The organism is Dorea sp. MB18-49, assembly GCF_023669465.1.
Taxonomy (GTDB): Bacteria; Bacillota; Clostridia; order Lachnospirales; family Lachnospiraceae; genus Dorea_A; species Dorea_A longicatena.
This window is the reverse complement of record NZ_JAMOYX010000033.1, coordinates 12399-32275: the sequence shown is the minus strand read 5'-3', so window position 1 is coordinate 32275 and position 19877 is coordinate 12399. Positions and strand designations below refer to the sequence as shown.

Below are 19877 nucleotides of genomic sequence, written 5' to 3'. Positions count from 1 at the left end.
CAAGAAAACTACTAGCTTTCTTATCCCCTTTACTGTTTTAAGGTTCGACATTAAATGTCTGTTCTGAATAATTCTCTTTAGAATTTTCAGGGTTGTTGTCTATTGTTTAATTATCAAGGTTCTTTGTCTTCGCTGTTTGAAACAGCTTATTTAGATTATCATATTCATTGACGTTTGTCAAGAACTTTTTTAATCTTTTTTCGACCAGCTTTTCAGCTGTTCGACCGCTATCCTTTTGCCAAACTTTCGTTTGTCTCAAGCGACAGCTTATTAAGAATATCACAATCAGTTGTGTTTGTCAACTGTTATTTTATTCTTTTTTTCAGGAGCAATTCCTGAAGATTTCTGATTACCGTCTAGCATTACCTGCTGTTTTCCAATCAGTTAGCGCCGTCATCTGCTTCGACTCTGTTACCTCACGGCCTTGTCTAACGCGACAGCTAGATTAATATACCACAAGGGGGTTTGAATTGTCAAGATTGTTTTTATATTTTCTGCAATTCAGACAATTCAGACAATTCGAATCCTATTCACGGTTCTTCTGCAGACATTTTCACAATAACTATTGGGTTCTCTATGTGTCTATTCTATATTTGTTATCTCTATATAATTACCGCTCTCTAAATACATCTACACGCTGCCGGCTTGCACATCCATACTTTTTGAATTCAGAATTCAGAAATTCTATTTTGGACGGTGCTACTTTTATCAGATTCATCGGCTCCGGTAATTTTCGAAGTGCTTCTATCGGTATTTTCTTATATACTGCAGCTGCAATATATTCCTCCGAGAAATAATCAACCACCTCTGCCGTTCCCGTCACCTGCATACCTTTCAGTTTTCCGAAGCCTTCATACTTATCATAGATTGCAAGGCACACATTCTTATTCTTTTCAAGTGCTTTGAATTTCTCTCCACCTTCCGAGAACATCCAGAATGCCCCGTCATGATATGTGTACTCGATTGGTGTTACTCTGACAAATTCACCGCTTCCGGTTGCCAGTGCACAAGTGTTATTCGATTTTATGTACTGTTCGATTTCTTTCAATAATGTATCTCTGTCCATTTTTTCGTCAGATGCATCTTTAATCTTCCAGTAATTTGCTGCCCGCTCATAATCTTCATGTGTCATGATTATTCATCCTCTCTTATTTCTTTTTTATCATTTATTGATATTTACTAACACTTACTGAATATTGCTTTATCGAATACCGTTTTAACGAATCTTATCTTTAATAAACATTACTTTTTTTGTATACTTTCAAAATATAATCCTTTCTATAATATAATACCTACAAGAGATCACGAAATCCGCTTCATAAGCTCGTCATAGATTTCTTTTGCCACTGCAAGCTTATATGCCAGGCGAGTCGGCTGCGGCTCCAGTTCAATATAATACGACTGTATCTCTCCCTTTACTCCAATTGCAAAATACACCTGTCCCGGAACGGAAGCATCCGGATTGGATGGATCAATATTTCCCATTGTTCCGGTAACCCCGATTCCGATATCTGCATTGTAGGCTTCTGTGCATGCCCTGGTCATGGCCTCTGCCGTTTCCTTCGAATATACCGTATAGGTATCCAGTACTTCTGCCGGAACGCCCTGCATGATCTTCGCTTCATTACAATATGTAACAAACGCCCCCTTCAGAACTGCTGATGATCCTTCTGTATCTGTGATCAGCGAAGCAATCTGCCCCGATGTTGCAGATTCCATTGTGGTGATTGTCAGATTTTTTTCGATCAGAAGCTTTGTCAGTTTTCTGTAATCATTTCTGATGTCGGCTTCATGGTATACTTTTGAATTATTTTTATAGCTCAATTCTACGCCTCCGTATTTCACACTAACTTATAAAATTTTTTCTGCTGGTTAATGTTGGTAACCAATATATAGTATAACACATTAACCCTCTGCAAAAGCTACCACCAACAGCTTTTCATGCATACTTTGGTATAACAAAAAGAAGCATCTGGATCCTACTCCAAATGCTTCCTTTTCTGCTATATGATTTATAATCTTATTTTCGTTTTCTGACTGCTACACCTGCTCCTGCGAGTACTCCACAAGAAATAACTGCAAGCGCGATCCAGAGTAATACATTTGCGTTATCACCTGTCTTTGGAACATTTTTGTTGTTCTTTGCTACAACGTTCTTTACAACCGGTTTAACATTATTTGTATTATTGCTTACTTTTTTGTCTGTGACGTTCTTATCCCCGTTTGGATTTGAAGGGTTTGTCGGATCTGTAGATGCAGAATTATTTTTACTGATCGTAAATACTGCTTTTCCTGTTGATCCTTCATGATTTCCGATACCAGTTACAGTTATTGTGTAATTTCCTTCTTTTACAAATTCTGCCCCTGCGAAATCTTTTGTCTCGGCATCCTCACCATATACATAAGAAAGTGTATAATCTGTTCCTTCTTTCAGTACTTTATCTCCGTCTTTTACTGTAACTTCCGGAGTTTTGCTCTTTCCATCATATTTTGCTGAAGATGGATCTGCTACAACCGTCAGTTCTGCTGCCTTTGGCGAGATAGTAAATGTTACGTTCAGGTTCATGCCTGCGTATGTTCCAAGACCGTTAACTGTTACTGTATACGTACCTGCATTTACCGGAGTTTTTGACAATTCATTTCCTTCTGAATCTTTGTAAGTCAGTGTATAATCTGTTTCTTCTGCAAGTACTTTATCTCCTGCTTTTACAACCGGACCATTTACGGCTTTGCCGTCATAAGTCTTATCCAGTGTACCTTCTAATGAAAGAATATTTTCCACTTCTGATGTTACATATTTGTCTAACGGTGGTGTTGCGTCAATTCCTTCTTTCCAGTACAGACCGCTCAAAGCATCATCTGTTCCGTAATTATCGCTTACTTCTCCATCTTTGATATAACGATCCGATGTTATAACTCTGATGTTATCTCCGATTGCTTTTCCTGCTTCTTTGTTTTTTGCTTTACTTGCAGTAGCTCCCTGAAGAAATGCTGATGCAGTCTCAATCGTACCATTTCCGGTTACGGCATTTCCACCATTTCCCCAGAATGTCTTACCACCAATAGCTACAAGTTTTCCATTTCCGGTAATCTTGCCGCTCTTAATATCAATTGCAGTTCCACCGTCATTTTCGTTGATCATACCTTCTCCGCCGGTTGTAACCAGTATTGCCCCGTCTGCCAGGCGCAGTGTTCCATCTACGCGAAGTGCTGTCTGTCCGATTCCGTCTCCATCTTCGGCACCTTTAATAAATACCTGACCTTTGATCGTCACATTACCTGTTGCTGTTACAACCGGTTCTGATGTGTTGCGGTCTGTCAGATCCCCATTTGCCAGATAATTTGCATGAGAATAGATAGCTGCATTTTCTAATATTGCCCCATCTGCCAGACGCAGCTGTCCGCAAATAGAAGAACCTGTTGTAAATGCATTCCTATAAGCGTCATAATTCATAGAGAATGTACCGCCGCTCTGGACATCGATAATTCCCTGAACAACTGAATCTGACAATGTCAGCTTACCGCCGTTTTCTACTACAATACGTACACTGCTGAGAATTTCCATATTCGTCAATGTAAGATTACATCCATTCGGAATATAAAGTGTCTGTGGGATATCTCCACTCATCACCTTCTTCCACGGCAGATCGTATCCCAGATAGCCATATGTACCGCTCTCTTTTGAACCGAACCAGGCTTCTAACCCTGCCGGCACGCGTACGCTTTCTTCTTCACCTTCTACATTCGTTCCGAATTTGCTGATTGCCCATGGTTCCATGATATCCCATGCATACAATCCGCTGTCATATTTCTTAAAATTCTCTTCTTTCAGACGTTCTGCAAGAGTTTCATCTCCTGAATAAACTCTGAACGGCAGTGTATTGCTGACTGCAGTTCGTCCCTGATCATCGGTAATGGATACTGAGACCAGATATGTCCCCGCATCTTTCGGTGTTCCGTTAAGTGTCAGATTACTGCTGATCGTCATATAAACACCTTTCATACCGCTGTCGCTGTCTGCAGGAGTTCCGTTTGCTGTGTCCGGAACGATATCTACTTTACATTTACTTCCGTCTAATTTAATCTTTGATAAGTTATCCAACTCTTCCCAGTCATTGTCTGCAGGCTCTGTTCCTTTGTTCACAAGGGCGCCATACACTTTTACTGAGCTGTTCTTATTGCTGGATGATCCTCCGACACTTGCACTTGATACACCATCGTAGTTCTTCTGTCCTACAATAGCTGCCTCGAACGAACCATCAATCTTTACATGAAGATCATATGGATCTCCCTGTCCATCGTCTTCTACAAGAGACGCATTGCCATCTTTGATAACAAGTTTGAATGTCAGATCCTCGTATCCATTTGCTGTAATGGTAATGATATCACCACTTTTCAGAACCGGAATTGTCGGATTTGCACTGTACTCTCTTGCTGCACAGACTAATTTATTGCTGCTGGTATTTTTATAATACTGGCCGCCTGACGAAACGCTATAAGATTTTTCCTCCCATGAAGTTCCGTTTACTTTTACATCTGTGATCGCGCTTACATAATCTTCAGCATTTTTAAAAGTGAATTCCCAGTCACTTCCCCAAAGATCTTTGTTGATGCTAACCTGACTCACTTCAATTTTTTTATTTCCGGCTATAGCTTTCTCTTTAAATGTAGCTGATACAGTCACGTTTTCTGCCGGCATCTTAAATGTATAAATTCCTTCTGCATTCTGGACATCAACAGATTTTCCACTTACTCCTTTTACAGTGACTGCAACTACTTCATAATTTTCGTCCGGAGTTGCTGTTACGGTAACTGTGTCACCTTCTTTTATATCTTTTGCGGCACTAAGTGTTATTTTACCATTTACTGCAGGTGTCACGTCAACAGTATATGTCTTATTGGTTGTCTCCCCAGAATTTGAAACTACTTCCGCTTTATAAGTATCTGTATAATTTACTGTTTCTTTGGTAATTTTAACAGTCAGATCCTTGTATCCGTCTGCCGAAACCTTAACTGTCCATAATTTTCCATCCGGAACTGCCAGTTTCAATGCTTTGTAACTTCCATATGCACCCGTAGCACTGCCAACTTCCCAAATATTTGTATCACTCGAGAAACTGTTGATCGTACTTTTCTTGCATTCTTTATCATTTACAATTACTTTATTAATATTATCCATCCAGGTTGTATCTTCAAACTCCAGATTTAAAACTGTTGTCCAAAGACCACTGGCCGTAACGCTCTTTACTTCTGTCGGTGCCTCTTTTGTCCCCGCTGCCATCGCAGGCGTAACTGCTGTAGAAATAATAACCAGCATGGACAGAATAAAAGATATTACTTTTTTTACATTCTTTTTCATATTTTCCTCCTCGTTAGTATTTTTACATTCTTTTTCCATTCTCACTACCATCTCAATAACAATTAGATATTGAACCCCCGCTCCTTTCATGGTATATTAAATGATAGTTTTGTTAGGCGAATCTAACCTAGGTAGCACAATGCTACCAATATTTTCCTGCCATGTCAATCCAAACTAACACTGTTGAAAATTTTTCACCAATTATAGTCTGAGGAGATTTTGTTATGAAGAAAATTTTATCAATAATACTGATCACTGCCTGTCTGGCGTGTGGATGTTCCAGTGCTTCCGGCACCGGAAAAAACACCTCAAAAAGTACAGCCAGCGAACCGGAACGCATTGATTTTTTTGCTATGGATACTACCATCAAATTCAGCGCATATGGGGATAAAAAAGTACTAAAAGGTGCAAAGAAAGTACTGACGGATCTTGAAAAGAAAGTATCCGTCACAGATTCCGGAAGTGAGATATATCATATTAATCAGAACGGTTCCGGAACCCTTACCGGCGATGTCTCTGACTTAATGCAGAAGGCACTTCAAATGTGTACCCAGACAGACGGTGCACTCGACATCTCTATCTACCCGATCGTCAAGGCATGGGGATTTACCACCGGTGACTACCAGGTACCGGATGAATCCACAATCCAGTCATTACTTCCTATGGTAGATTACACTAAGGTGGAATTTGATAAGACAACCGGCAACGTAACCATTCCTTCCGGAATGACCATCGACCTCGGAAGCATTGCCAAAGGATATGCCGGTCAGCAATCTGCCCAGTATCTTCGCGATAACGGTGTCAAATCCGCACTCTTAAACCTTGGAGGAAATGTACAGACAATCGGTTCCAAGCCCGACGGTTCTCCATGGAAAGTCGGAATCAAGGATCCGAATGGCGATACGCCTATGATGGTTCTTTCTATCACAGACCAGGCCGTCATTACCTCCGGCGGATATGAACGCTACTTTGAGCAGGATGGGCACACCTACTGGCACATCATGGATCCGGCAACCGGACATCCGGCAGACAGCGGCCTTTGTTCCGTGACAATTGTCGGCGATGATGGCGGAACCTGCGATGCGTTATCCACTTCATTATTTGTTATGGGTCTTGAAAAAGCGGCCGATTTCTGGGGAAAGAGTAATGATTTTGAAGCGGTCTTCGTAACGGATTCCGGTGAAGTCTATATCACAGAAGGCCTGAAAGATAAATTTGCACTAACAGATGATCATGCCGATACAACTGTTAAAGTTATCAGCCGTTAACAAAGAAGGCAGTGAATCAGTTTTGATTCACTGCCTTTTCTATATCGCCATGCGTTCGGAAGAAGCTGCCGGTGGCAGGCTCTGTAGATCAATATCTCATAAATCCATTCTTCCGAATCTGCTCTATGTTATTATCATGCCTTATGTTTCGCAGCCTTCTTTTATCTCCTTGCCACAAAAGCATATAACTTGCTCCTTCCTGTTATCTCTTGTTGTTTCTTGATGCTTCAAGTATAATGAAATTCATAAAGGAAATAGACGTACAGCATGTGGACTTACCACCCGATAATCCTCATGTTTTGCGATATACAGGGAGGTTATTCTCATGGGGAAACAATCTACAAGAGAAAATAAAACATTTTATCAGATTTGCCGGGAAGAAGCCGGTCTTACCAGATCAGAAGCCAGCGAAAAAATGACTGCTGTTTCTGATTCTAAAATCGAAAAGTTTGAATATGAAATGCAGGAACCCACACCTTACGATATCATCCAGATGGCTGATGCTTACAAGCGCCCGGATCTCTGCAATTATTATTGTTCTCATAAGTGTGAAATCGGACATCGTTATGTCCCGGAAGTCGAAGTTTCTGACTTATCCAATATAATCCTGGAAACCATTGCCAGTCTGAATGAGATTAATCCTCTTACCACACGTCTGATCCAGATTGCCCGTGACGGTAAGATCAGCGATGATGAAATCAAAGATTTTGCTTTTATCAGCAACAAACTGGATGAAATTTCTCTGGCAATAGATTCTCTGAATCTCTGGGTTGACAAAACAGCCGGAGAGCAGGGACTAAACATCGAATTGCTCAGAGAAGAAAAAAAGAAACAAAAATAAGTATGAAAAAACAAGGCAGCGAACCTATTTATGGTCCACTGCCGCTTTCCTTTACATATGCTGTAACTGGTTTATGATGTATTCCGTTCTGCGGATAGCTTCTTCCACCTGATGTCTGGCATTATTGATTCGATCCTGCACCATCCAATCCACAACAAATCCATCAAAAAAATAATCTGCAAAGGATAAGAAGTCTCCAGTATTGATCTTCAGATTACAAGCCATGTTCACATCATTTAATTCCCTACTGAAATTACGAAGATCATATTTCGCCTGTTCCATATTTTGTCTGGCCTGATCCATCTTGGAGTGTTTCAACATCGTAGAAAAGAATCCACCGCCAAACATATCCACCAAGCCCCAATTTTTTGCACTGTTCAGGTTTTCTTCTGCTGTCCGAAGACTACTTAACGCACGTTGTCCTGCTTCAATCGCTTCTCGTTTCTCTTTTTCTATATCATATCCCATAATTTCTTCCCTCCTCGTATTTTTATGAGTTAGATGATATAAGTGCAATGATTCCGCCGATGATCAACAATGGAAATGCAATATAAATCAGTCCGCCAACAACCATTCCTATCAAAATCACCGGGAAAAATACAACTGTACAGAGCAGCTTTAAGATTCCCCAGGATGCTTTTACACCAAATATAAAAAATTTTCCAATAAACCAGATCATGCATATAGCAAATAGTAACGATAACATATTCTACTCCTTCTGACTCCTGTTATGATTTGAATCATTCATTTTTTTGATTGTTTACTTGATATAAACTCAGATGTATTTCTCACACCAATTTTACTACTGAATTCTGGATTCTTCTCTATTTTTTCAATCATCCGAATTAACCTTATTTTCTGTGCTGTATCCATCTGCTCACCTCATTCTAACATTTCTGCCTTTTGATATTGTCAGTATAACCGGACAACTTTTCAAAATATATACCTAATACAAAGAATTGAACATATGTAATTCTCAATTTTCGAGGAATCTTAAGAAAGACCCATAGGAATTTCCCTGAGCCTATTGGTTATATAGCAGTATTTTTTTCAAACAGAATCAACTTAACATACAAATGCACTTTCCTCTTTTGCTTTCCGCAAATCTTTTAACACTGTTCCTATATCTCCCAAAATAGCAATCCCCTTATCTTCAATGAATTCCGGCAAAAACTGATATTCTGAATTTACGGAGATATAATATGCATCTTTCAAGCTGTTTGTCAGTTCCCAAAACGGTTCCTGTATAAACATCGGTGTCATGCGCCCTACTCCAAGTTCTATCAAGAGAATTTTTCTATCTTTGTTCTTTTGAATGTATTTTGAGATTTTCTCATATTCTTCTTCGTATTTTTTCCCTTGCAGAAAATTCCCATATCCTCTTACCCACGGAAACATTTCCGCACCACAATGAGGGCAGCGAGGAATCAGTTCATCCGGCACCATTGTCCCCGCTCCCATAGCCGCAATCATATCTGCCACAGGTTGTACGGCATCCCATGTTTCATCCTGACAGCACTGGGAACATTGGAAGAAACGATGATCTCCCTGAATCTCACTGACCTTTTCTTCCGGATAAATCTTTACAAACTGTGTATCCTGATTAGTCGTTAAGATATGAAAATCCTTTCCCTGCAAGATTCTATCCAAATCCAGATATGGCTCTCTGATAGGGGCATTTTGTGTAGTATTTAAAAAGGTTGCCACATATCCCCAGTGTTCATTTCTTGTAGAAAACCGATGCATCATTCCGCTAAAAGCACCTTTGAATCCATACTTATCTGCAAATTTTCCAAAATGCTCACGAAAAGAAGGGGTGTCACTATAATAAAAGTCACCACCTCCAGCCGCTGATAAACCGGATGCTCCGCCTACTACGATACACTCTGCCTCCTGCACTCTGCGAACAAATTCCTGAATCTGTTCCTCATAAGGAAGTGGTTTTTGTTTGCTCAACACTACAGCAGTACCGCCGGATGCATAGGTACTATAGTGTCTGGAATAGTTCATTTGTGTTTTCATTACCAAATTTTCATAACAGCTCATTTTTTCATTCTCCTATCTCACAACTGTAATATCTTTAACCATCTTACTTAGTCTATCCTTCCCTTTCTGATTTCCTTTAACGCTACCGTAAGATTACCATCCACACCGATGGATTTTTCTTTGATTTCCTCTGGAATGTAAATTTCGCCCTTGTTAAATGTGATATATCTTGCCTGTGGTTCTACTGCTGCAAGCTGCATCAAAGGAGCTTTAATCATCTGATTTCTCCAACCAATGCCAAATTCCAGAATTACCAGCTTCTTTCCATGTAAATTCTGAATAAATTCTTGATAGCGGGCAACCTTTTCCTTCCAATTTTTCGTTTCTGTAAACGAGGACATCTCACCCCAATTTACTTCCATATCTCCACCGCATTTTGGACATTTCGGCAGTAATTCTTTGGGTACTCTTCCGTTTACTTCCTCTTCTGTCATGGCGAGAACTGCTTTTTGATTAGGATAGACCTCGTCATGACATCTATTCTTGCACCGCATCTGGGTTAATTTCCCTTCCATTTCAAAAACACGGTCTGCCTCAAAACCTGCCGGCACAAAATGATCCTCCGCATTGGAAGTTACTACGAAATATTCTTTATCCTTTACTAGTGCATAGATGTTTTTCATAATCTCACTCGGCTCATCCTGCATAGCTTTTGCTTTAACAAGTCTACTTACAAACGCCCACTTTTCTTCTACCTTCATTGGCACTGAAAATCCGTGTAAAACACAACGCAGTCCGTATTTTTCTCTGAAATCTCCCATATTTTCCTGAAACCATGCGTCATCTGCAAAAATATTATATCCCTCTGCGATAGACAAACCATTACTGGCTCCAATCAAAATACCATCTGCGTCTTTGATGATTTGACTTATCTCTTGATATACATTCATCTTCATCACATTTCCTTTCCCGCTATGTTTTCTTTTAAATCCCGCAGGGTTTCTGCCAAATCTCCTGCTATATAAATGCCTTTGTCTTTTATATGTTCTGGAGTTGAGGATTTCTTCTGATTCAGACAGGCATAAAATACCTTTTCATTTTTGTATGTCATTTCCCAAAAAGGAAGTTTAATAATACTGGGGGTCATCTCACCAACCCCCAGCTCCAGCAGTACAACATTCTTATCTGTTCCATTCATGAGATATTTTTTTAGGAAATTCTCATATCGCCTTACACCTTCCCTCCAGTCTTTCCCCTCCAAAAATGTATCATCCCTTACCCAGGGAACCATGATTCTCCCGCACTCATTACATCTTGGCAGAAGCTCGGAAGTAACACGCAACTCCCGGATATTTTCGTTCATCCTGCGAATCATTTTTACATTGGAATAAATTTGATCATGGCAAGGCTGACTGCATTGAACATAGCCGCTGTTACCTTGATAATCGCAAATCCTTTCTTTCTGAAAAATCCGTTCAAACTGCATATCTATATTGGTTGTTAAAACAAAGACTTCTTTTTCCGCCACAATATCACGCAGGTCATAGTATGGCTGTCCTGTAGGTGCATCCCACATACTTTGTATGTAACGTGCATAATATGCCCACTGTTGTTCCGGCGATGAATAACAGTAGTAAAAACCGTCAAAGGGAGATTTCAGTCCATACCACTCCTTGAAATCTTGTAAACATTCCTCCATATAGGGTAGCCAATGATAATGGTTATATCCCGCCGCACTGGAAAGACCAGAACCACCGCCTATCAAAACGGCATCTGCCTGACGGATTTTTTCTGCCAGAAAACTGACTTGTTCCTCCTTTTGCATACACCACTTTATCTCCTTTTTTATATCAGATTCCACACCTTTTATTTTGCTTGACTTTTATTTTTTTACTTGTTAAAATTAAATTTACATCAAGTATTAAAGTCATGTTATCATGTAAGTTTAAAAATTGCAAGAAGAAAATTCGAGGTGACAAATGAAATATTCCACAAAGCTTAGTGACACCATTCATATTCTTATATTTATTGCTCTTGGAGATGACGAACAACTCTCCAGCACAAAAATTGCAGAAAGTATCAAGACAAACCCGGCTTATGTCAGACAACTTATGGCAACCCTGAAAAATGCAGGCATTGTTGTCAACACACAAGGTCATGCGAATGCCGCTCTTGCAAAATCGGCAGATAAAATCAATATGTATGACATCTACCGAGCTGTAGAGGGCGATAAGCCGCTGCTTCACCTGGACACAGATACCAATCCGGATTGTGGAATCGGTATCAACATTCAATTCGCTATTGGGGACTTCTATCATGAAATTCAAAATATGGTAGATGAAAAAATGAAATCCATTACATTGCAGGATATTATTGATCGGTATTATTTTAAAATCAGGAAAGTTAAAAACCTTTAAAATTGAATGTGTCATCGGTATCACTGATGATGACAAACATGGCTGTTCTCTGATCGCCGATCATATCCAGTTCCATTTCGTCATACGACATGCTTTCTCGAAGCTCCTGAATATCAAATGGTGAAAGTCTGGCACCACAGGAAAGCAAAATCGATTTTGCAGTTTTGCCAGTAACAAAATGTCAATAGTTTTTTAATCACTTTTTCAAAAAAGGCAAAAAAATAGAACGTATAGATTATTTCCATACGCTCTATCTCACATTTCATATTAAATTTTTGAATTCTACAAACTTGAAATTAGCGATTTCTTTTTCCGGTATTCTCTGTCCCACGGATTTCCTCATGATAGAAATAATCTACGATCACCGGATGCCCCTGCGGGACTCTGCCATAAGGCATTTCATTATCCACAAAGGCACAATCATACTTCTTAGCCATTTTCTCAGCTTTTACTTCAAGTGCTTCAAAGTAGCTGCGGTTATGCTTGTTATAGATCTCGTCGTAAAGTGGTACAAGATCAGGATATTTTCCGGCGATATAATCCATAATTGTCTTTTTGAAACCGCCTCGAAGATTGAGATTTTCGAGCCAGAACAGATCGCACTGATCCTTTACCCGCTCAAAGATTGCTTCAAAATCCGTGATACCGGGGAATACCGGGGATACGAAACAGACTGTACGGATACCTGCCTCATATACCTGCTTCATAGCAGCGATACGGTGCTCAATGCTCGAAGCAGAATCCATATCGTTCTTGAAATTTTCATCTAGTGTGTTGATCGACCATGAAACGGTTACACGTCCAAGCTTCTTCAACAGATCAATATCCCGTACCACAAGATCCGACTTTGTGCAGATCAGAATATCTGCGTCACTGCCGATCAGCTGCTCCAGAAGTTTTCTGGTATTCCCGAATTTCTCCTCCTGTGGATTGTAGCCATCTGTCACAGAACCGATGACCACCCGCTGTTCGGCATATTTCTTCGGATTTTTAATTTCCGGCCAATGCTTCACATCAAGGAAAGTGCCCCATTCCTCCTTGTGCCCGGTAAAGCGCTTCATAAAAGAAGCATAGCAATACTTGCAGGCATGTGTACATCCCACATAGGGATTGACCGAGTAACCGCCTACCGGCAGACTAGACTTAGTCATGATGTTCTTTGTTTCCACCTCACGAATGAGGATTCCATTTATTACTTCTTCCATGATTTCTGTACCTCTAACACTTTATTAAATTCTTCCGGCATTTCCTGAATCATATTTTCATCCCCTATGATAGGGACAAGATCTTCCTTCATAAACACCGGAATGCCGAGCTTATGTGCCTGGTCCGTCAGAGACCATGCCCATTCCGGCTCCGTATGAATCTTCCTACTCTGAGCTCCGGTCATGGTGCCGACAACGATCCAATTGATTCCGGAAAGGTCAACTGTGCCGGGATCATCGAATAACGGCTCAAAGGTAACATGGTAATGTTTTGCTCTGACGTTTTTCCGAAGGGCGTCGATACGCCACAGTTCTGCTTTCCTCGTCACCGTAACGCCAAACCATGCGTTTTCCAGATCGGTATCAAAATCCAGCAAATCAGGTCGCTTGGTAAGGAACAGGAACTGATGCTGTGGATTTTCACGAATCTTTGCAAATACCTCGTCTCTCCATTCCGGCTTCCATCCGGAGAGATCGCTCATCCCGGTAAGAAGAAAGTTCTGCGGACGTTTCTTTTCCATCATCTTGAGCTTACCCGGAAAGAATTCAGGGTCAGCGAAGTCATCAATCATATGCCAGCGTTTCACGTTGTTGCGGGCATAGCAATATGTACACCCCACTGTGCAGCCAATGACGATATTCATGTTCTGAATCTGATCTTTGATACAAATACTCATGACTTCTGCCACTCCTCAAGATTCTTTCTGATGCGGTCGAGGCATTCCTCAAACCGGATAATTTCTTCCTCTGAAAAATCTTTGTAGTAAATACTGCCCATCTCATCAGATACAGAATCGTACTCACCCTTTAAGGCATGTGCTTTCTCAGTCAGAAACAGGAGTGTTTTCCTTTTGTCCGTTTCAGACTGAACACGGCTTATCAGCCCTTGATTTTCCATTCTTTCCAGCATCGTAGTAAGAGATGTTATCGCTAATCCGCATTTAGTCGAGAGTGACCTGATTGAGATACCATCCTCCTGCCACAGCACATAAAGAATACGTCCCTGGGCTCCATTAAACGCATCAATATTCTTTTCACTGAGAATCTTCTCAAAAATCCGGTCTCCAAGCTGTTTTATTTTGGTAACAAGAAATCCTCCATTCATTTCCATACAAAAGCTCCTATATAGTAGTTTATTAAAAACATACTATATAGGAGCTTTATTGTCAACAGTTTATATGTCTTAATAGGTAAATTCCGTTTTTTTTCAATTCTCCAAACTGGAATTGTTCAAGCTTTTCAAATACTAACGTCCTTAATTCTGTTCAATAATTGATTTATAGTAGTTACCAAAGTCAGCAAGTGAATTAACAATTGGAAGCATTTTTGTTCCGAGTTCCGTTAAGCCGTATTCAACTTTCGGTGGCTGCTCATGGTAATCGTGGCGATATGCCAGCCCATCACTCATCATTTGTCTTAAACTATCTGTCAAAACCTTTTGTGAAATACCATCTATACTTCGTTGTAGCTCATTGAATCTCCATGGACGCTCTTTTAAGTTACGCAAAATCAGCAGTTTCCATTTTCCTCCGATAAGAGATACTGCTGTTGCAACTGGGCATTCCGGTAATTCTTCTTTTGCTCGCATAATTCTCACCTCCGAGTCTATTGTAACACATTCATTTTTGAGTGTACAGTTACAAAAAGGTGCGTACTTGTTTTTGTATGTGTCTCACACTATACTAATACCAAGCAACCAGAAACTACAAATTAACTATGGAGGTACTATTATGGCAAATTACACAAAAACAACTATTGGAAATGAAAACCGAATTGAGCTGCATGAAAAGTTGTCATTAACAGGTGCAGAAATCAGTTTAAACAAACTACCTGCAGGAGCAAATGTCCCATTTGTTCATTCTCATAAAGAAAATGAAGAAATCTATGGAATTCTTTCAGGTAAAGGCAAAGCCATAATTGATGGAGAAGAAATCAGTCTTTCAACTGGAAACTGGCTAAAAATCGCACCTACTGCAAAGCGTCAGTTTTTTGCATCCGATATTTCTGGAATTACTTATATCTGCATTCAGGTAAAAGAAAATTCTCTGGAACATTTTACAGCAGAGGATGCCGTAATCGGCTAATTAAAAGTATTTATTTACAAAAATGCACAGTTCACGATAAGCTAAGAACTGTGCATTTCTTTTTTGTTCAATATTACGTTTTCTCAATTTTTCAATCCTTACACTTCCACCACGCCTTACGATTGGCAAAGACCGTAACCTGAGTTGGAAGTAACGGATAATTTCTGTCCGACCACTCGGCAGCTATATCCGGCAGAATGTTATATTAAATGAAAAAATCATTTGATATCATAACAAAAGTTATATTATTCTCTTCTTATATGTGCATATAATCCCAACTATAATGATAGTTATGTAATAAAGAATAGTACGAGCATTTTTAATTTTATCAGCTATCATAATTCTGTATGCCTCCTTCTTCCATGAGATTACAGCAAACGTAGTAGTAATGTCTATCAAAAGGCTTTTACATATTAGATAAAAGCATGTAAAATTTCTTTTACATAGCTTAATTGCGGTCTATTTAGCTTGTTTCTTGACTACTCAGGAAAAATATTTCTACCCTCGCCCCACCTGTATTTTCAGAATTTGAAAGTTTAATACCTCCACCATATTTTTCAGCCACAGTTTTTGCAAAAAATAGTCCCATCCCATAATGGGCTTCGCCATTTCTACTTGTGTCATCCATAAAAAACTGCTCTGTGCCATGCAATAATGCTTCTTTTGTAAATCCTGATCCGCTATCCTCCACAATGAATGTCAGCCGGCCATCCTGCTCCTTTGCGTCAATATAAATGATTCCATTTTCTTTTGTATGCTCCACTGCATTCTGAATCATATTCATTACGGCCCGGAACATTGGATCATAAGCAATCGTTACCTTTTTATCACTTTGTCCCGCCTTCCAATCTATTTTCTGGTGATAGATTTCTACCAGTCCGAGTGCCTGTTCCTTTATATCTGCGAAAAAATCTTCTAACCTCACCGTTGTATAGGTAACATCACTGCAATTCCATGATTTTGTGACATCTATCAACTGTTTTACATAACTTTGTATCTGTGTTGTGCCGTTCAAAACATAAGTGATATTATTCTTCTGTTCTGTGGTCAGTTCAGTCTCTGAAAGTAGTTCTGCATTTCCCCGTACAATCGTAAGAGGTGTTTTAATATCATGCGCCAAAGCAGACATCTGTTGTTTCTTTTCCTGCTCTGTTTTCCACTGCTTTTCTAAAGATTCTCGCAATGCATCTCGCATATCATCGATTGCCGATAAACAGTCATCAAACTCTTTGATACCGGAACAGGATGTCTCATATTCCAGATTTTGATCCTTTATTTGTCCGATTGCGTCTAATACAGGCTGCATCTGCTTTTTGATTCTTTTTCCAAAACATATGGACGGAATGATGATAATCGCTACCGCTCCAATCACAGACATAATACTCATCACATTCTGTGGTTCTATAAAATGCTCCCTCAAAAAAGCTGAATGATATTGAGGTGTCAGGCGATATTGCAATACAACATATTCATTTTCCCTTACAATTACTTTATAAAAATATTTCCCGGATGCGTTTCCGTACTTTGCAACATTCCATGCTATCTGTTCGTATTGTTCTGACAGATCTCCACCTATTTTCTCTCCATTCTCTGAAAAGATTACATAATCACAAAGTGCGGGAATCATCTCAGCAGTCACTTTATCTGCACGTAGAATCGTATCATATGCTTCATTAATCTTTTGCTCTGCATAATTTGCCGGATAAATACAGCCCACACTAATCAAAAGGCACAGCAGCAGATAAGCAACAATCACCAAACCAACTAATGATCCAAGCATGACCAGTACATATCTCATAAAAATCCTGCTGAGTGCATTGCTTCTCTTTACTCTTCCCATTTATATCCAATCCCCCAGACTGTTTTTATCGGCATATAATCATAATCCGCAAATTTTGCTCTTATATTTTTGATATGCGTGATTATAGTACTGTCATTACTCTCATTGTCAAAGCCAAAGACCGCTTCCAATATCTGTTCCTTCGAGAAAACCTGTCCTCTGTTTTTAGCCAGAAATTCACAGATTTCGTACTCTGCTTTCGTAAACGGAAGTTCTTTATCATCCATCAACAGTTTCTTTTGAGACATCTGAATGCAGACTCTCCCTAAAACCATCCTGACAGAATGTTCCCTGTGCTCTCTTCTAAGATGTGCATTGATCCTTGCCCGAAGTTCCATCACTCCAAATGGCTTTGAAATATAATCATCTGCTCCTAAAGAAAGTCCGTTTACCAGACTGTTTTCCTCCGTTTTTGCCGTAAGAAACAAAATCGGACAATCCACAAGTATCCTAATTCTTTTGCATAATTCGAAGCCATCAATTCCAGGCATCATAATGTCCAGTAAAATCAGGTCATAACGATGTAATTCTTCCATATTAATTTTTAGTGGATTACTTACTTTGGTAACCAGATGTCCATCCTTATTCAAAATGCTTTCTATCATTTCCAAAATTGCCGGTTCATCATCAACTGCCAGTATTTTTGCCATAGTTTCCCTCGATTCTATTCCGATATTCTGTTTCCTTCCCAGTGGTTTACCCACCAAAAATAGTATACCATACTAATCCCTGTAAATATTAAGCAACCTGGTATGAATGACAACCATTCACCTACACTAGTTTCTCCCAATACAGATTGCAGATAAGTATATGGTACTCTACCCGTCCAGCAGACAAATACATATTTCCACACATAATCTCCAAGTCCGGTAAGCATCAATGCACTAATTAGTCCTGATATAATCCCTGCTCCAATGGATACCCCTTTTCCAAACTGAAAAGCCAGAATCAGCTGCCACAGATAAAGTGGAGCACTGCTTCCCCACAGCAGCAATGCTGCAAATATACATCCTTTCATGATTTCGATATCGCTTGATGCGATTCTTCCAAATCCAATTCCGAATATGATTGCTGTCAATAGGATAGAGCACAGACACAAAACCAGTAGCATCAACAGTTTCGATAAAAATGCTGCAGGTTTATCCGGTAAAGACAACAGATTTTGAAAATCACCTGCATTTTGTTCCTGTTCCATCACACTTGCTGTAAAAATTCCAATAAGTACCGGAAGTCCTGCTCCTATTGCCTGATAAAATGCAATCACTTTCATATTTTCATTCCATGGTGAAAAAAAGTAATATATTAAAAATATAACGCTGGTTATAATCGGAATCAGTAAGTGTGCCAGAATCACAGATGTTCCTTTCATCTTTCGCAACTCTGCATTAAGAGATCTTCCAATCATCTTATTTCACCTCTCTTCTCTCAAACCATTTCAAAAACAGAACCGTTACAAAAACAAACCAGATGATTGAGAGACACATTCCCGGAACAATGACTCCCGTATCCAAAAGAGGATTCCCTGCTTCTGCGGCAAGTCCATTTGGTAAAACATGAAGCAACGGGCACATCATTCGCATAGGGATTGCAGAAACAAGTACATACCAGATTCTGGTTTGTGATATTACCACACCGCTGACGGTAATAAATAGGCAGACGAACAGGTTTACAATCATTCCAAATCGTTCACTTAAAAATAAAGCTACCGGAATCTCCCATAACTCAGAAACCGTCAGAAACAATACTGCAATCAACGCTCCTCCAACTGGAACATGTGTCGTTAGAAGAAAGCCTCCAAGCGTTGCTCCTGCAAACACAATCACATTAGAAAACAAAATCATGTACCCAATATAAATAATTTTCCCCAGCAACAATTTTCTTCTGTCTGTGGGAATAGTCATTAAATGATAGTATTTTATCTTTTTCTCCTGCGCCACAGAAAGATAACAAAATAGAGCAATCATCCCCGGCAGCAAAAGTGTATACCACCAGTTCCAAACACTTTCTGCATAAGCATTTGTCATCCCAAGAGTAAATATAAATGCCATGACAAATGTAAGAAGAGGAAATCCCCAGATAAACTTTTTTCGCATGGTTCTTTTGGCTTTTTGATGTTCTGCTTTTATAATATTAACCATGGATTTCACCTGCTTTCTGGTTTTTTCTTACCACATTCATAAACAAATCTTCAAGATTATCTCCCTGCTTTAATGCTCCTTCGTATCCTAAGATTCCACCTGAAATAATCCCGACTTTATCTGCAAGTAACTGTACCTCTGAGAGAATATGACTGGAGAGAATTACAGTGATTCCCTGTTCCGGAAAAGACCGGATCAGCTCTCGTAATTCCTCGATGCCTATTGGATCTAATCCATTCGTAGGTTCATCCAATATCAAAAGTTCCGGTTCTCCAAGCAATGCCATTGCAATGCCTAGTCTTTGCTTCATCCCCAAAGAAAACTGTCCTGCTTTCTTCTTTCCGGTGTTTGTAAGTGATACAATCTGCAAGACCTCATCAATTCTGTTTTCATCTGTACCAAGCAATAATTGTCTTACCTTCAAATTCTCTCTGGCGGAAAGATTTTCATAAATAGGCGGATTTTCAATTAACGCTCCTATTTTTGATAAATCTTTCCTATCCAAAAGTTTTCCATCAAAGTAAATCTTTCCTGCAGTTGGTTTCATCATACCGGTCAGCATTTTCAATGTGGTAGATTTACCAGCGCCATTCGGTCCAAGCAGTCCATAAATCTGTCCCTTTTCGATATTAAGTGAAACATTATTTACCGCTTTCTGTTTTCTAAAATATTTACATAGATTTTGTGTCTGTAACATCATTTCCATCTTTACTATCCTTCCTTCTATATTTCATTTCTT

22 protein-coding genes are annotated in these 19877 nt (G+C 39.5%); 4 read left to right on the top strand and 18 right to left on the bottom strand.

The features are described 5' to 3' along the window. Nucleotides 1-610 precede the first annotated feature (610 nt). The 3 genes from NCY30_RS10335 to NCY30_RS10325 form a co-directional block, all read right to left on the bottom strand. On the bottom strand, nt 611-1132 hold the full coding sequence (locus NCY30_RS10335; protein ID WP_173788412.1) for a pyridoxamine 5'-phosphate oxidase family protein: 522 nt from the start codon (nt 1130-1132) through the stop codon (nt 611-613). A 170-nt stretch (nt 1133-1302) separates the two neighbouring features. After that, on the bottom strand, nt 1303-1824 hold the full coding sequence (locus tag NCY30_RS10330; RefSeq protein WP_055195451.1) for a CinA family protein: 522 nt from the start codon (nt 1822-1824) through the stop codon (nt 1303-1305). A 196-nt stretch (nt 1825-2020) separates the two neighbouring features. Beyond that, nucleotides 2021-5359: an InlB B-repeat-containing protein gene (locus NCY30_RS10325; RefSeq protein ID WP_250818720.1), complete on the bottom strand. Its 3339-nt coding sequence runs from the start codon at nt 5357-5359 to the stop codon at nt 2021-2023. A 224-nt stretch (nt 5360-5583) separates the two neighbouring features. Here NCY30_RS10325 and NCY30_RS10320 point away from each other — a divergent pair, with 224 nt between their 5' ends. Further along, nucleotides 5584-6627 (top strand): FAD:protein FMN transferase, encoded by a 1044-nt coding sequence (locus NCY30_RS10320; RefSeq protein WP_250818719.1) that lies wholly within the window; start codon nt 5584-5586, stop codon nt 6625-6627. 325 nt (nt 6628-6952) lie between these two features. Continuing rightward, nucleotides 6953-7468: a helix-turn-helix domain-containing protein gene (locus NCY30_RS10315; protein WP_055195463.1), complete on the top strand. Its 516-nt coding sequence runs from the start codon at nt 6953-6955 to the stop codon at nt 7466-7468. Between the two features lie 51 nt (nt 7469-7519). On the opposite strand, the gene NCY30_RS10310 is transcribed toward NCY30_RS10315, so the two are convergent. The 5 genes from NCY30_RS10310 to NCY30_RS10290 all read right to left on the bottom strand — a co-directional run bounded on the left by NCY30_RS10310 (nt 7520) and on the right by NCY30_RS10290 (nt 11279). Continuing rightward, the gene (locus tag NCY30_RS10310; protein WP_055195465.1) at nt 7520-7936 is read right to left on the bottom strand and encodes a hypothetical protein; all 417 of its coding nucleotides are present in this window, start codon (nt 7934-7936) and stop codon (nt 7520-7522) included. A gap of 22 nt (nt 7937-7958) precedes the next feature. Continuing rightward, the gene (locus tag NCY30_RS10305; protein ID WP_028087389.1) at nt 7959-8174 is read right to left on the bottom strand and encodes a hypothetical protein; all 216 of its coding nucleotides are present in this window, start codon (nt 8172-8174) and stop codon (nt 7959-7961) included. A gap of 359 nt (nt 8175-8533) precedes the next feature. Further along, nucleotides 8534-9514, bottom strand: coding sequence for an NAD-dependent protein deacetylase (locus NCY30_RS10300; RefSeq protein ID WP_250818718.1), 981 nt, complete (start codon nt 9512-9514; stop codon nt 8534-8536). A 47-nt stretch (nt 9515-9561) separates the two neighbouring features. After that, nucleotides 9562-10410, bottom strand: a complete 849-nt coding sequence (locus NCY30_RS10295; protein ID WP_250818717.1) for an NAD-dependent protein deacetylase, SIR2 family — start codon at nt 10408-10410, stop codon at nt 9562-9564. Further along, nucleotides 10410-11279 (bottom strand): NAD-dependent protein deacetylase, SIR2 family, encoded by an 870-nt coding sequence (locus NCY30_RS10290; RefSeq protein WP_250818716.1) that lies wholly within the window; start codon nt 11277-11279, stop codon nt 10410-10412. The genes NCY30_RS10295 and NCY30_RS10290 overlap by 1 nt, the downstream gene beginning before the upstream one ends. 154 nt (nt 11280-11433) lie before the next feature. On the opposite strand from NCY30_RS10290, the gene NCY30_RS10285 reads away from it, so the two are divergent. Continuing rightward, complete coding sequence (locus NCY30_RS10285; RefSeq protein ID WP_028087392.1) at nt 11434-11871, top strand: Rrf2 family transcriptional regulator; 438 nt, start codon at nt 11434-11436, stop codon at nt 11869-11871. A 296-nt stretch (nt 11872-12167) separates the two neighbouring features. On the opposite strand, the gene NCY30_RS10275 is transcribed toward NCY30_RS10285, so the two are convergent. From NCY30_RS10275 to NCY30_RS10260, 4 genes are all read right to left on the bottom strand, one after another. After that, nucleotides 12168-13076 (bottom strand): radical SAM mobile pair protein B, encoded by a 909-nt coding sequence (locus NCY30_RS10275; protein WP_250818715.1) that lies wholly within the window; start codon nt 13074-13076, stop codon nt 12168-12170. Further along, nucleotides 13064-13753, bottom strand: a complete 690-nt coding sequence (locus NCY30_RS10270; protein WP_055182530.1) for a radical SAM mobile pair protein A — start codon at nt 13751-13753, stop codon at nt 13064-13066. Before NCY30_RS10270 ends, NCY30_RS10275 begins: the two co-directional genes overlap by 13 nt. Continuing rightward, nucleotides 13750-14187, bottom strand: coding sequence for a radical SAM mobile pair system MarR family transcriptional regulator (locus NCY30_RS10265; RefSeq protein ID WP_055182532.1), 438 nt, complete (start codon nt 14185-14187; stop codon nt 13750-13752). The genes NCY30_RS10270 and NCY30_RS10265 overlap by 4 nt, the downstream gene beginning before the upstream one ends. A gap of 144 nt (nt 14188-14331) precedes the next feature. Further along, nucleotides 14332-14664 (bottom strand): winged helix-turn-helix transcriptional regulator, encoded by a 333-nt coding sequence (locus NCY30_RS10260; protein WP_020993870.1) that lies wholly within the window; start codon nt 14662-14664, stop codon nt 14332-14334. 142 nt (nt 14665-14806) lie between these two features. On the opposite strand from NCY30_RS10260, the gene NCY30_RS10255 reads away from it, so the two are divergent. Beyond that, complete coding sequence (locus NCY30_RS10255) at nt 14807-15160, top strand: cupin domain-containing protein (RefSeq protein WP_250818714.1); 354 nt, start codon at nt 14807-14809, stop codon at nt 15158-15160. Nucleotides 15161-15251: 91 nt separating this feature from the next. Here the strand turns inward: NCY30_RS10255 and NCY30_RS10250 are convergent, their stop codons facing one another. The 6 genes from NCY30_RS10250 to NCY30_RS10225 all read right to left on the bottom strand — a co-directional run bounded on the left by NCY30_RS10250 (nt 15252) and on the right by NCY30_RS10225 (nt 19844). Further along, nucleotides 15252-15347: a zinc-ribbon domain-containing protein gene (locus NCY30_RS10250; RefSeq protein WP_250818721.1), complete on the bottom strand. Its 96-nt coding sequence runs from the start codon at nt 15345-15347 to the stop codon at nt 15252-15254. Nucleotides 15348-15623: 276 nt separating this feature from the next. Next, nucleotides 15624-17000 (bottom strand): sensor histidine kinase, encoded by a 1377-nt coding sequence (locus NCY30_RS10245; protein ID WP_139009296.1) that lies wholly within the window; start codon nt 16998-17000, stop codon nt 15624-15626. Next, a complete protein-coding gene (locus NCY30_RS10240) occupies nt 16988-17650 on the bottom strand; it encodes a response regulator transcription factor (RefSeq protein WP_055195474.1) in 663 nt (220 codons plus the stop codon). Before NCY30_RS10240 ends, NCY30_RS10245 begins: the two co-directional genes overlap by 13 nt. Nucleotides 17651-17664: 14 nt before the next feature. Further along, a complete protein-coding gene (locus NCY30_RS10235) occupies nt 17665-18405 on the bottom strand; it encodes a lantibiotic immunity ABC transporter MutG family permease subunit (RefSeq protein WP_055195476.1) in 741 nt (246 codons plus the stop codon). Between the two features lies 1 nt (nt 18406). Continuing rightward, the gene (locus NCY30_RS10230; RefSeq protein ID WP_004853398.1) at nt 18407-19138 is read right to left on the bottom strand and encodes a lantibiotic immunity ABC transporter MutE/EpiE family permease subunit; all 732 of its coding nucleotides are present in this window, start codon (nt 19136-19138) and stop codon (nt 18407-18409) included. Then, a complete protein-coding gene (locus NCY30_RS10225) occupies nt 19131-19844 on the bottom strand; it encodes a lantibiotic protection ABC transporter ATP-binding protein (RefSeq protein ID WP_005609481.1) in 714 nt (237 codons plus the stop codon). The genes NCY30_RS10230 and NCY30_RS10225 overlap by 8 nt, the downstream gene beginning before the upstream one ends. Between the last annotated feature and the right edge of the window lie 33 nt (nt 19845-19877).